This is a genomic window from Thermobifida halotolerans, from assembly GCF_003574835.2.
Lineage (GTDB): Bacteria > Actinomycetota > Actinomycetes > Streptosporangiales > Streptosporangiaceae > Thermobifida > Thermobifida halotolerans.
The window spans coordinates 2650086-2663013 of the sequence record NZ_CP063196.1; the positions used below are offsets into that span (position 1 = coordinate 2650086).

Below are 12928 nucleotides of genomic sequence, written 5' to 3' on the forward strand. Positions count from 1 at the left end.
TCCTGCCATTCTCCGGACCTGGCTCCGGCAGACGTGCGCAGAGCGCGCACAGAGGTCAAAGGCGTGGTCAGCGGTTTCGGTGTCCGGAAAACCACTGGTCAAAAAGGCCGCTACCGGGCCATACTCACGACGTGGACCCACGGGAACTGGTGCGCGCCTCGAAATTCCTCTCCCTGGTACTGCGGCACCGGCCGGAAGTGGCCAACGTGACCCTGGACCCCCGCGGCTGGGTGGAGGTCGACGCGCTCCTCAACGGCTGCCGGGCGGCGGGACGGCCGCTCACCCGCGCCGAACTGGAGGAGGTCGTCGCCCGCAGCGACAAGAAGCGGTTCGCCCTCAGCGCCGACGGCCGCCGTGTCCGCGCCCAGCAGGGACACACGGTCGCCGTGGAGCTGGACCTGCCCGCGCGCACGCCACCGGACGTGCTGTACCACGGCACCGTCGACCGGTTCCTCCCCGCGATCCGCGCCGAGGGCCTGCGTCCGATGGGGCGGCACCACGTGCATCTGTCCCCCGACGAGGCCACGGCCCGCCGGGTGGGTGAGCGGCGCGGGAGCCCCGTCGTGCTGGCCGTCGACGCCGCGCGGATGCACGCCGACGGCCACGAGTTCCGGATCAGCGGCAACGGCGTGTGGCTGGCGGCCGAGGTCCCGCCCCGGTACCTGTGCCGGTGGCCGTCCGGATAGGCCCGGCGCCGACGCGGAAGCCGCCGACGCCGGGACCGGCCGGGTCCGCTCAGACCCGCTCCTCCAGGACACGGCGCAGTTCGGCCCAGCCGCTCAGCTTGACCCGCTCGCCCCGGGACAGCTCGGTGGCCAGCGCGGCCTCGGCGGCGTCGATGGCCAGCCAGTCGGCGTAGCCGCTGACCGCCACCCCCTTCTCCTTCAGCAGCGCGTCGACGCTGGTCTGCGGGGTGCGGGAGGCGCGCAGCGCGGCGGCGTCGTCCAGCAGCGAGCGGACGGTGGCGGCGGCGTCGGACTTGTTGGTGCCGATCACCCCGGTGGCGCCCCGCTTGAGCCAGCCCGCCACGTACTCGCCGAGCAGCGGGGTCCGCCGGTCGTCGAGGATGCGGCCGTCCTCGTGCGGCAGGGTACGGGTGGCCGCGTCGAAGGGCAGGTCGGGAAGCGGGGTGCTGGCGTAGCCGACCGAACGCACCACCATGCCCACCGGCAGGGTCTCGCACCGTCCGGTGCCCACGAGCCGTCCGTCGTCGTCCAGCCGGGTGCGCTCCACCTCCAGGCCCTCGACGCGCCCCTCGCCCAGCACGGCGGTGGGCCGCCGCCAGAAGTGCAGGTCGACCCGGCGGTCCGCGCCACCGACGGACCGCTGCGCCCAGTCGGTGAGGGTACGCAGGTTGGTGCGGGCCGCGCGGGCCGCACCCACCATGGCCTCGCTGTTGGGGTCGATGTCGACGTCGGCGGGGTCCACCGCCACGTCCACGCCGCCCAACTGGCCCAGTTCCCGCAGTTCGTTGGCGGAGAACTTGGCGTGCAGCGGGCCGCGCCGGGCGACCACGTGCACACGGCGCACCCGGCTGGCCGCCAGCACCCGCAGGACCGGCTCGGGGATGTCGGTGCGGCTCAGTTCGTCGACGCTTCTGACCAGGATGCGCGCCACGTCGAGAGCGACGTTGCCCGCGCCGACGACGGCGACCTCCTCGGCGTCGAGCACGAAACGCGACACCTCCAGGTCGGGGTGGCCGCTGTACCAGTTGACGAAGTCGGTGGCCGCGACGCTGCCGGGCAGCTCCTCACCGGAGACGCCCATGCGGCGGTCCACGCTCGCTCCGGTCGCGTAGACCACCGCGTGGTAGGCGTGCGCCAGATCGGCGCGGGTGAGGTCGGAACCGTACTCCACTCCGCCGAGGAAGCGGACGTCGGGGTGTTCGAGAACGCGGGCCAGGGTGTGCGCCACCCGCTTGATGGTGGTGTGGTCGGGTGCGACGCCGTAACGCACCAGTCCGTAGGGGGTGGGAAGGCGGTCCAGCACGTCCACGGCCACCGGCTCGCGGGACTGCCGGGTCAGTGCCTCGGCTGTGTAGATGCCTGCGGGTCCGGAGCCGACAACGGCTACTCGCAGCGGATCTGGAGTGCTCATGCGCCCCATTGTGACCCATGCTACGTCCGGTTTCCGAGATCAGGGACCGCCCTGTGGACTGCGGGAGGAACACACGGTGAGGACGGGGCTCCGCCCAGCAGCCCCGGTCGGTCAGCCCTGCGGCCTCCGGTCGACCCGGTCGAGGAAGCCCTGCCAGAACTCGTCCTCGGGGTCGACCACGGCCGGATGGTCGGGGTGGCCGCTCGCGGCGAAGCAGTCGAGGATGTTCGGAATCCGCAGGTCCTGCGCGTTCTGCGCGGCGAGCGCCCGGCGCAGCGCCTCCACCTCCTCCGGCGAGTGGCGGGAGTCGTCCTCCAGGTAGATCTCGGCGTAGTTGACGCCCCTGCGGTAGGCGGAGTCGGGGCCCACGGGCCGGTCGGACATCGTCTTCCTCCGGGTGTCTCGACACTGCGGTCTGCACCCGGCTCCCCTACCCGCCGGGGGGACAACCAATGGCCGCGCCCCCGGCGGGTCCGGTGTCGGACGGTCAGGACGCCGGTTCGTCCTCCAGGGACCGCTCGGCGTACTTGGACACGATCTCGGTGAGCTTGCGCGCCAGGCCCTGGGCGTCCAGGCCCATCTCGGCGAGGATCCGGTCGCGTTTGGCGTGGTCGAGGAAGCGCTGTTCGATTCCGAAGGTGCGCACCGGAATGTCGAGGTCGGCGTCGCGCAGCATGCGGGCCACGGCGTCGCCCACCGCGCCGACGCGGCCGTTGTCCTCGACGACCGCGACCACGCTGTGCCGGGCGGCCTCGTCCACCAGCGCCGGGTCCAGGGGCTTGACCCAGCGCGGGTCCACGACGGTGACGTCGATGCCCTGGTCGGCCAGCCGGTCGGCGGCCTCGCAACAGGTCTGGGCCATGGGGCCCACCGCGACCAGCAGCAGGTCGGGGGAGTCGGCACCGTCGGCGGGGCGGCGCAGTACGTCCATGCCGCCGATCCTGCCCACGGCGGGGATCGCGGGAGGCACCGCCCCCTTGGGGTAGCGCACGACGGTGGGGCCGTCGTCCACGGCGACGGCCTCGCGCAGCAGCTCCCGCAGCCGCACGGCGTCGCGCGGCACCGCCAGGCCCAGGTGGGGCACGACCTGGAGGATGGACATGTCCCACATGCCGTTGTGGCTGGCGCCGTCGTCACCGGTGATCCCCGCGCGGTCCAGGGCGAAGGTGACGCCCTGGCGGTGCAGCGCCACGTCCATGAGGACCTGGTCGAAGCAGCGGTTGAGGAAGGTGGAGTAGACGGCCACGACCGGGTGCAGACCGCCCATGGCCAGGCCCGCGGCGGAGGTGGCGGCGTGCTGCTCGGCGATGCCCACGTCGAAGACGCGGTCGGGGTAGGCCTCGGCGAAGGCGGCCAGCCCGGTGGGGTGCAGCATGGCCGCGGTGACGGCGACGACGTCCTCGCGTTCGGCGCCGATCGCGACCAGTTCGTCGCTGAACACCGAGGTCCACTTCAGGCCCGGTTTGGGCTGTTGCTGGCCGGTGGCCACGTCGAACGCGCCGGGGGCGTGGAACTGGTCCTCGTCGTGGTTCTCGGCGGGCGCGTAGCCCTTGCCCTTCTGGGTGAGCACGTGCACGATGACCGGTCCACCGAAGTCGCGGGCGCGGCCCAGCGCCCGCTCCACGGCCGCGGTGTCGTGGCCGTCGATGGGACCGAGGTACTTCAGCCCCAGGTCCTCGAACATGATCTGCGGCTGGATGGCGTCCTTGAGCCCCTTCTTGAACGCGTGCAGGGCGTCGTACAGCGGGGGGCCGACGACGGGGGCGCGGTTGATCGCGGTCTTGGCGGTCTCCAGCATCTGCTCGTAGCCGCGGGTCATGCGCAGGTTGGCGAAGTGCTCGGCCAGACCCCCGATGGTGGGCGAGTAGGAGCGGCCGTTGTCGTTGACGACGATGACGACGCGGCGGTCCTTGCCCTCGGCGATGTTGTTGAGCGCCTCCCAGGCCATGCCGCCGGTCAGCGCGCCGTCACCGACGAGGGCGACCACGGTGCGGTCGGTGATCCCGCGCAGCTCGTGGGCCTTGGCCAGGCCGTCGGCGTAGGACAGCGCGGTGGAGGCGTGCGAGTTCTCGATGAAGTCGTGCTCGGACTCGGCGCGCGAGGGGTACCCCGACAGGCCGCCCTCCTGCCGCAGTCTGGAGAAGTCCCGTCGTCCGGTCAGGATCTTGTGCACGTAGGCCTGGTGCCCGGTGTCGAACAGAACGGGGTCGCGCGGTGAGTCGAACACGCGGTGCAGCGCGATGGTGAGCTCGACAACGCCCAGGTTGGGGCCGAGGTGACCACCGGTTCGGGCGACCTGGGAGATCAGGAACTCCCGGATCTCGGCAGCCAACTGGGGAAGCTGCGCGGCGGGGAGTCTCTTCAGGTCGTCTGGGTTGTGCACCGAGTCGAGCAGCGTCACTCTCGTCATTCCCCTCGTATGCAGGACAGCAGGTCGGCCGCCAGACCACGGGGCCTCCCGTGCGGGCGGAATGCGAACCGAGTCTAGGAGCGGGCACGGCCGACAGCGGCGACCGACTCCCGACGGCTCGGCGGGAACCGGACGAATCGCAATGAACCGGCTTCCCATTAGGCACACAGCTTATGCGGATCCACGGCCGGACGGGGGAGGGGACGGCGACTGTTCGGCAGAACGGTCGTCCGCCGCGGCGGCGGGCGGGATTCCGTGGGCCTCCCGCATGCGGCGCAGCTCCGCGGCGATGCCGCGGACGTCCCAGTGCGCGTTGAGGCCGCTGGGGTTGGGCAGGACCCACACCGGGACTCCCGCGACGGCGTCTCCGGGGTCCTGCGGGCCGATCCGCGCGTGCGGGCGGGAGAAGGCCTGCCGGTAGGCGGTGACCCCGAGCACGGCGAGCACGCGCGGCCGGTGGACGCGCAGCTTCGCCGCCAGCGCACGTCCGCCCTCGCGCAGTTCCGCACCGGTCAGTTCGTCGGCCCGCGCGGTCGCCCGGTCCACCAGGTTGGTGATGCCCAGGCCCAGTCCGGGCAGCAGGTGCTGTTCGCGGGGGTCCAGCAGGCGGGGGGTGAACCCGGCGGCGTGCAGCGCGGGCCAGAACCGGTTGCCGGGGCGGGCGAAGTGGCGGCCGCTCCAGCCGGAGTACAGGCCGGGGTTGATTCCGCAGAACAGGACGTCCAGGTCGGGGCCGAGCACGTCGGGAACGGTGGTTCCGTGCGCGGCGGCCAGTTCGGCCCTGGTGGGCCGGTTCCGTCGCCGTTCGGTCATCGGGGTCCTCCTCGTCGTCCGTGTCCTCCCGGTCAGAGCAGGGAGCGCACGACCAGTGTGACCCCGGAGACGACCACGACGACCAGCAGCGCCGTCCTCAGGTGCTGTCCGCTCAGCACGCGCCGCAGGGGCCGGGAGAGCGCGAACCCGGCGACCATGAACGGGATCAGCGCGCAGCCCGCCACGACCTCGCGGACGTGCAGCTGGCCACCCAGGGCCAGGGCGACCAGCGAGATGACCACTCCGACCAGAAAGTAGCCGCCCAGTGTGGCGCGCACCCGGGGTCCGCTCTCGTGCTGGTAGACCAGTGCGACGGGAGGTCCGCCGATCGAGGTGGCCGTGCCCATGACCCCCGAGATCACCCCCGCCACGCTCAGGGTGCCCGGTGTGGGACGCAGCCGGACCGCCGTGAGGCTGGCGGCCACCGCGGCGAGCACCCCCACCCCCACGATCAGGCCGAGGGTCCGGGGCTCCGCCAGCGCCACCACCCACACCCCCGCGACCGTGCCGACCACCCGTCCGGCCAGCGCCCAGGAGATGCCGCGCACGTCGGCGCTGCGCCACTCGGCGCCGATGGTCAGCAGGGGCAGCACCGCGGTGAGCACGAGCAGCGTCCCGGGCATCAGCGTGGGGTCCAGCATCGCGACGACCGGTGCCGCGACCAGGCCCAGGCCCAGGCCCACGCTGCTCTGCACGGCGGCGCCCACCAGCACCGCCGTTCCCGCCACGGCCAAGAACACCAGATCGGACTCAGACACGGAAGGTGAGACTATCCGCCCGCCCGTCCCGAGGGTGCGACGGGACGGGCGGGCGGAGGACGGCGTCCCCGGAGGGGAGGGGCTCCGGGGACGCCTGGACCGGTCGCGGGCCGCCGGGAGGAGTGGGTGTCCGCGGCCCGCGACCGTGACGCGCCCGGTCGGCCCCTTCTTATCCGCCCCGGGCGTGGGTTCTTCTGCTGCGGCGCGACACCGCGTCGAGGATGACCGCGATGAGCAGGACGACCGCGGTGATCATGAACCGCACCGAGGAGTCCATCTGCAGCAGGAACAGCCCCGAGGTGATGGCGCCCAGCACCAGGCCGCCCAGCAGCGCCGAGTAGGCGCTGCCGCGTCCGCCGAAGAGGCTGGTGCCGCCGATGACCGCGGCGGCGATGGCCATCATCAGCGCGTCGCCGCCACCGGTGGACTGGTTCACCGCGAAGCTGCGCGAGACGAACATGATGCCGCCCAGCCCGGAGAGCATGGAGGCCAGGGCGAACACCGAGATGCGGATGAGGTCGACGTTGATGCCGGCGCGGCGGGCCGCCTCGGCGTTGCCGCCGACCGCGAAGACCATCCGGCCGTAGCGGGTCTTGCGGAGGATGAGGTCGAAGACGACCACGACCCCGAGGAAGATGAGGAACGCCAGCGGCACGCCCTTGTAGGCGTTGAGCACCCACACGCCGCCGAGCACCGGGACCGCCAGCAGCACGGTGCGCACGGCGATCTCCGTGGCGGACTTGGCGGGCAGGCCGGCGGCGGCGCGGCGGCGTTCGCCGTACAGGGTGAGACCGGCGTACAGGACGACCGCGGTGATCCCGATGCCCCAGCCGACCGCGGGGACGAAGTAGGTCTGGGTGAGGTAGCCGATCGCTCCGTCGTAGGGAACGTTGATGGTGCCGTCGGCGCCGAGCAGGTAGAGCTGGGCGCCCTGCCAGCCGATGAGCCCGGCCAGGGTCACCACGAACGCCGGGACCCCGATCTTGGCGAAGACGGTGCCGTGGAGGGCGCCGATGAGCGCGCCGACCACGACGGCCGCCGCCATCGCGGCGATCTCGTTCCAGCCGTGTCTGACCGCCAGGATCGTCATGACCACGCCGCACACGCCCGCGACCGAGCCGACCGACAGGTCGATCTCGCCGAGCAGCAGGACCATGATCACGCCGGAGGACATCAGTCCGATGGCGACGATCTGCACGGTCAGGTTGGACAGGTTCTGCGGGGACAGGAACTTGTCGTTGAGGCTCCAGAAGACGGCGGCGATGACGAAGAGGCCGAGAACGACCGGCACCGGTCCGAGTTCACCGCCGCGCAGTCGGCGCAGCGCACCGCTCACCAGTCCCCGCAGGCCGGGTTCGTCCACGATGAGCCGGGAGTCGCGGGTGACCGTCGTGTCGCTGACGGCGGGGGTGGTCTGCTGAGCCATCACGCTCCCTCCGTTCCCGAAACCGCGGCACGGCCGGTCCGGCGGGACACGGGATTGTCGGCGGCTCCGGTGATGGCCGCCACGATCTCTTCGTAACTGGTGTCCTCGACCCGGAAGTCACCGGCGTTGCGTCCCAGGCGCAGAACCACGGCGCGGTCGGCGACCGCGCGCACGTCGGCCATGTTGTGGCTGATCAGGATAACTCCGAGCCCCTGGTCCCGGAGCCGTTCGATGAGGTCGAGGACCTGGGCGGTCTGGGCCACGCCCAGGGCCGCGGTGGGCTCGTCCAGCATGACGACCTTGGGGTCGCCCAGCAGGGAGCGGGCGATCGCGATGATCTGGCGCTGTCCCCCGGACAGGGAGGCCACGGGCACCCGCAGGCTGGGGATGCGCACGGACAGCGAGTCCAGGAGCTCCTGGGCGCGCCGCTCCATCTCCAGTTCGTCCAGCACTCCGGCCGCGGTGCGCTCGCTGCCGAGGAACAGGTTGGCGACGATGTCCAGATTGTCGCAGAGCGCGAGGTCCTGGTAGATGGTCGCGATGCCGAGGTGTTGGGCGTCGCTCGGGCGGTTGACCTTGACCGGTCGCCCCTCCCACAGGATCACGCCGCTGTCGGCGGGGTTGACGCCCGCGATGACCTTGACGAGGGTCGATTTTCCGGCGCCGTTGTCGCCCAGCAGCGCCACGACCTCGCCCGGGTGGACGCTCAGATCGACGTCGCTGAGCGCCTGCACCGCGCCGAACCTCTTGGAAATCCCGGACAGCTCCAGGATTGGTTGTGTCATAACGTTTCCTCGTGGTGATCCGCTGATCGAGAGGGCCGGTCCGGTATGCGGCCCGGCCCCGGTCCGGCTTCCGGGAAGGGACCGGAGCGGGACGGGGCCGACCCTCCCGTCGTGTGGGCCGACGGTCGGCTCCGTCCCCGCGGGGTCCGCGGCGTGCCGGGTGGGGACACCGACCCGCGGCCCCGCGTGCGCTCCGCCTGGGGCTCGGACGGCTCCTAGGCCCCGGCTCCCTTGCACAGGTCGGTGTCGGCGTACTCGTCGGTGCAGATCTCCTCGACGGTGTAGAAACCGTCGGAGATGACCGTGTCCTCGATGTTCTCGGCGGTGACCGCGATCGGTTCCAGCAGTACCGCGGGGACGGTCTCGCCCGCTCCGTCGGTGGCCTCGGTCAGCGGGTGCTCGTCGGTGCCCTGGTACTCCTCGCCCGTGGCGGCGGCGACGGCCATGGCGGCGGCCACCTCGGCCTCGGGCCTGATGGCCTTGTAGACCGTCATGTACTGGTCGCCGGAGATGATGCGCTGGATGCCGGCGAGTTCGGCGTCCTGCCCGGTGATGGGGGGCATCTCGTCCACGCCCGCGCTCTTGAGCGCGGCGATGATGCCGGCGGCCATGCCGTCGTTGGCGCTGTAGACGCCGCTGATGTTGTCCGCCCCGATGGAGGTGATGGCCTGCTCCATCTGCTGCTGGGCCTTGTCGGGCGACCAGTCGGCGGTGTCGTACTCGGCGCCGATCTCGACCTGGCCGTCGAGGATCTCGTGCGCGCCGGCCTTGAAGTCGGCGGCGTTGGGGTCGGTGGGGGACCCGTTGATCATGACGATCGGGCCGTCGCCCGCGGTGCCCGCCTTCTCCATGCCCTCGATGAGCGCCTCGCCCTGGACCCGGCCGACGGTCTTGTTGTCGAAGGAGACGTAGTAGTCCACGCCGCCCTGGGCCAGCCGGTCGTAGGCGACGACCGGGACGCCCTGCCCCTTGGCCTGCTGGACGATGCTGCCCGCCGCCTCGGCGTCGACGGCGTCCAGGACCAGGACGTCGACGCCCTCGGTCAGCATGGCCTCGGCCTGCGACTGCTGCTTGGACACGTCCTGGTCGGCGTTCTGGTAGGAGACCTCGCAGTTGGGGCAGAGTTCGGCGACCGCCTCCTCGAAGTAGGGCCGGTCGAACTTCTCGTAGCGTGCGGTCTTGGACTCGGGCAGCAGCAGCCCGATGGTGAAGCCCTCCTCGACGGAGGCGGCTTCCTGCTCTCCGTCGCCTCCGGTCGTGGTCGCGCCGCATCCGGCCGCGGCCAGCGCCGCGACGGCGGCGATGCCCGCCGCGAAGCGGCGGACGAACGTGTTTCGGTTGCTCATCGCTTTGACCTCCTCGGGGTCCACCGACATCGGGGGATCGGGGACCCTCCCACCTTCTACGTGGGCCGGGTCACTCGGTGGACCGATGTCGTGAAGTCAAACCTTTCGCAACCTTGTCGTCAAGCTTTGAACACATAACCGAAATGTCACGAAGCTTGGGTTCACCCCTTGAAGTTGGAGTAACTGCAGCTCACGCGGGCTTTCGGCGGAGGTGTGACCTTCTGTGAAGAACGGGAGGAACGTGGCCCGTCGGTTCAGAATGTGGAGGCAAGAGCGGCCCGCAGCGCCCCGCGCAGCGCGGCCCGGCCTCCCAGCTCCCCCGGAACGAGGCGGAGGTCGGCGAGCGCGCTGCCCAGCGTGCCCAGTTCCATCGCCCGCCGCATGGGGTCGAGCAGCAGCTCCCCCGACTCGGCGAGCTCGCCTCCGACGACCACCATCTGCGGGTTGAACATGTTGACCACGATCGCCACGCCCCGCCCCAGCGCGATGCCCGCCTCGGCGATGATCCGGCGGCACCCGGGATCGCCCGCACAGGCCGCCTCGACCAGGTCCGACAGTGCCGCGTCGGGGCCGATCCTGCTCTGCTGCGGCACCATGCCCAGCAGGTAGGGCGCGCCGACCAGCGTCTCCAGGCAGCCGCGGTTGCCGCACCGGCACACCTGTCCGCGCTCGTCGAGCCCGAGGTGGCCGATCTCCCCCGCGTTGCCGCTCGCCCCCCGGAACAGCCGCCCCTCGACGACCACGCCCGCGCCCACCCCCTGGGAGACGTTGACGTAGACGACGTGCTCCACCCCCCGGGCGGCGCCCTCGGCGGTCTCGGCCAGCGCGCACAGGTTGGCGTCGTTGTCCACCCGCACCGCGAAGCCCAGACGCTGTCCCAGTTCGTCACCGGGGTCGAAGCCCGCCCAGCGCGGCATGCAGGTGATGTCGCCGATGCGGCCGCTGACCGGGTCGACCGGGCCGGGAACCGACGCCGCGGCTCCCGACACCATGGAGCGGTCCACCCGCGCCCGCGTCAGCAGGGTCTCGGTCAGCCAGACCGCGCGCCGTATCCCGCGGACGGGGTCCTCGGCCACGTCGTAGGTGATGCTCTCCTCCTGCAGGACACGCCCCCTGGTGTCCCCCAGCGCCACGGTGATGCGGGAGTAGGCGAAGTCGATGGCCACCAGCGCCCCCGGAGGGTGCAGCAGGGTGACCGCGCGTGCCCTGCGCCCGTTGGAGGAGGTCTCGCGCACCGACACCGTGCCCGTCGAGCGCAGGTCGCGCACGATGTTGGACACGCTCGCGGCGGACAGGCCGGTGGCGCGGGCGATCTCGGCCTGGGTGAGCGTGCCGCCCCTGCGCAGCGCGGCGACCACCCGTTCCCGGTTGGCCTGGCGTAGGGCAGCCTGCGATCCCGGCGTGACCTGCGCGTCCGTCGTCACTGGCGCTCCTTGTTCTGGCGGCGGGGGGTGAAGCCGTCGAAAGGGAGCTTACAAGGCTTGAAGACAACGGTTTGTCCCCGCTTGGGAGAAAGGCCCGTTTCTTAATGCTCTGTCGGCGGAAACGCCGCCTCCCCGGCGCTTCCGCCACCCTCCCGGTTCCGGAGCGGACGCCTCCGCACCCACTCCGGAGCGGGTCAGTAATCCATGCCGTCGTTCTCCGTGTAGCCCCCCTCGTCCATGCCCTCCTCCATGTACTCGCCCTCGCCCTCCATGTACTCGCCGTTCTCCTCCATGTACTCGCCGTCGTCCATGGAGCCCCCGTCCTCCATGTACTCCCCTTCGTCCATGCCCTCCTCCATGTACTCGCCGTTCTCCTCCATGTACTCCCCTTCGTCCATGGAGCCCCCGTCGTCACCGCCGGAGCCGCTTCCCCCGTTGGACCCGCCCCCGTCGGACCCGCCGCCGCCGGAGCCACCGCCGTTCGTCTGGGAGTCGGGGTCGCCGCCGAGGGACACGCTGAAGTCACAGGCGGTGAGGCTGCCCATGGCGAGCAGCGCGATCAGGACCGCGGCGACAAGACGGCGTGCCGCGGCGGTCAGTTGTGTGGGACGAGCGGTCATCTGCGAACTCCTCTGGTCGGTCGGTGATCGAACCGGGTGAACGGAGGCCGCCCCTCGTCCGCGGGGTACCACCGGACCGGGTTCCACGGGAGACGAGGAGGTTGGCACGGCATCCGAACACATCTCTGATTCGCAGCAGAAACCGCAAAAGCGACCATAAGTCGCATAACACATCAATAACGGCTTTTTTGGAACGTTGTGGCAACCCGGGGTTCACCCTCGGTCGGCCACGGTGGAAGAGATCGCACTCCCGCACAAGGACGGTGGCTCCATGCAGCCGGCAGTATCCCTCGAACCCACCCCCGGCCGCGACGACGGCTCCCCGTCCGTTCCGGCGCAGCCGCGCCCGGCCCCCCTCCGCGACGCCTCGATCTTCGGACGGGCCTACCGGGAACTGTCCGGTCCCGTGTCCGACCTGATCCACCGGATACTGCGCGATCCCGCACAGTCGGAGGAGGTCGTCCAGGAGGTGTTCCTGGAGGTGTGGCGCCTGGCCGCGCGCTTCGACCCGCAACGGGGCAGCCTGCGGTCCTGGGTGCTGACGATCGCCCACCGCCGCGCGGTGGACCGGGTCCGCGCCGAACGGGCCGCCGCCGACCGCGACGCCCGCGCCGGTGTCCTGGCGGAGCGGGACTCCTCCGTCGACACGGTCGTCGAACTCGTGATCCGCCTCATGGAATGCGAGAGGGTCCGCTTCTGCCTGAAGAAACTGACCGGACTGCAGCATGAGGCGGTCCGCCTCGTCTACTACTCCGGCCTCACCCAACGTGAGACCGCCGACCTGCTGGGGGTTCCCCTCACCACGGTCAAGGCGCGCCTGCGCGACGCGCTGCTGCGGCTGCGCGCCTGCGTGGACGACCGCGACGACGCCCCGCGCCGCCGCATGCCGGTGTGACCCCGGGCGGGCCCGTCCTCGTCCTAGTCGTCGTCGCCGTCCTCCTCTTCGTCCTCGTCCCCGCCACCGTCGCCGTCCTCGTCCCCACCGCCGTTCTCCTCCTCCGAGCCGCCTCCCGGCGCCTGGGAGTCGCCGCCGAACAGGCCGCCGAGGTCGCAGGCGGTCAGGGACCCGGTCATCAACAGGGCGATCGCCAACGCGGCCAGCAGGCGGCGCGCCGCCGTGGCCAGTTCGGTGATACGGACGGTCATCTGCGGACTCCTCACGCTGGTCAGGTGGCCGGACCGAACGGGTGGACGGACCCGTTCCCCGGACGCTGTGTCGACCGCCGCTCCGCGGAGCGGCGGTCGACAC

Annotated in this window: 13 protein-coding genes; 2 read left to right on the forward strand and 11 right to left on the reverse strand. The window is 71.5% G+C overall.

Annotation, left to right across the window (positions count from 1 at the left end; translation table 11 throughout):
- The first annotated feature begins 131 nt into the window (after positions 1–131).
- Entirely contained in the window at positions 132–686 is a 555-nt protein-coding gene (locus tag NI17_RS11795) for an RNA 2'-phosphotransferase (protein ID WP_068693037.1), read from the forward strand.
- A 49-nt stretch (positions 687–735) separates the two neighbouring features.
- Here the strand turns inward: NI17_RS11795 and NI17_RS11800 are convergent, their stop codons facing one another.
- From NI17_RS11800 to NI17_RS11845, 10 genes are all read right to left on the reverse strand, one after another.
- On the reverse strand, positions 736–2097 hold the full coding sequence (locus tag NI17_RS11800; protein WP_084012772.1) for an FAD-dependent oxidoreductase: 1362 nt from the start codon (positions 2095–2097) through the stop codon (positions 736–738).
- A gap of 111 nt (positions 2098–2208) precedes the next feature.
- Positions 2209–2481: a hypothetical protein gene (locus NI17_RS11805; RefSeq protein ID WP_068693039.1), complete on the reverse strand. Its 273-nt coding sequence runs from the start codon at positions 2479–2481 to the stop codon at positions 2209–2211.
- Positions 2482–2584: 103 nt separating this feature from the next.
- Positions 2585–4498: a 1-deoxy-D-xylulose-5-phosphate synthase gene (dxs, locus tag NI17_RS11810; protein WP_068693040.1), complete on the reverse strand. Its 1914-nt coding sequence runs from the start codon at positions 4496–4498 to the stop codon at positions 2585–2587.
- A 180-nt stretch (positions 4499–4678) separates the two neighbouring features.
- Positions 4679–5320: a G/U mismatch-specific DNA glycosylase gene (gene mug / locus NI17_RS11815; RefSeq protein ID WP_068693041.1), complete on the reverse strand. Its 642-nt coding sequence runs from the start codon at positions 5318–5320 to the stop codon at positions 4679–4681.
- A gap of 32 nt (positions 5321–5352) precedes the next feature.
- Positions 5353–6078 carry a sulfite exporter TauE/SafE family protein gene (locus NI17_RS11820; protein WP_068693042.1) on the reverse strand — a complete coding sequence of 242 codons (726 nt, stop codon included), beginning with the start codon at positions 6076–6078 and terminating at the stop codon, positions 5353–5355.
- Between the two features lie 169 nt (positions 6079–6247).
- A complete protein-coding gene (locus NI17_RS11825) occupies positions 6248–7504 on the reverse strand; it encodes a sugar ABC transporter permease (protein ID WP_119267775.1) in 1257 nt (418 codons plus the stop codon).
- Complete coding sequence (locus tag NI17_RS11830) at positions 7504–8289, reverse strand: ATP-binding cassette domain-containing protein (protein WP_068693043.1); 786 nt, start codon at positions 8287–8289, stop codon at positions 7504–7506. The genes NI17_RS11825 and NI17_RS11830 overlap by 1 nt, the downstream gene beginning before the upstream one ends.
- 215 nt (positions 8290–8504) lie before the next feature.
- Positions 8505–9635, reverse strand: coding sequence for a sugar ABC transporter substrate-binding protein (locus tag NI17_RS11835; protein ID WP_068693078.1), 1131 nt, complete (start codon positions 9633–9635; stop codon positions 8505–8507).
- 254 nt (positions 9636–9889) lie between these two features.
- The gene (locus NI17_RS11840; RefSeq protein ID WP_068693044.1) at positions 9890–11059 is read right to left on the reverse strand and encodes an ROK family transcriptional regulator; all 1170 of its coding nucleotides are present in this window, start codon (positions 11057–11059) and stop codon (positions 9890–9892) included.
- Positions 11060–11253: 194 nt separating this feature from the next.
- Entirely contained in the window at positions 11254–11679 is a 426-nt protein-coding gene (locus NI17_RS11845; protein WP_068693045.1) for a hypothetical protein, read from the reverse strand.
- 271 nt (positions 11680–11950) lie between these two features.
- Here NI17_RS11845 and NI17_RS11850 point away from each other — a divergent pair, with 271 nt between their 5' ends.
- Positions 11951–12574: a sigma-70 family RNA polymerase sigma factor gene (locus NI17_RS11850; RefSeq protein ID WP_068693046.1), complete on the forward strand. Its 624-nt coding sequence runs from the start codon at positions 11951–11953 to the stop codon at positions 12572–12574.
- Positions 12575–12597: 23 nt separating this feature from the next.
- On the opposite strand, the gene NI17_RS11855 is transcribed toward NI17_RS11850, so the two are convergent.
- Positions 12598–12825, reverse strand: coding sequence for a hypothetical protein (locus NI17_RS11855; RefSeq protein ID WP_068693047.1), 228 nt, complete (start codon positions 12823–12825; stop codon positions 12598–12600).
- Positions 12826–12928 lie beyond the last annotated feature (103 nt).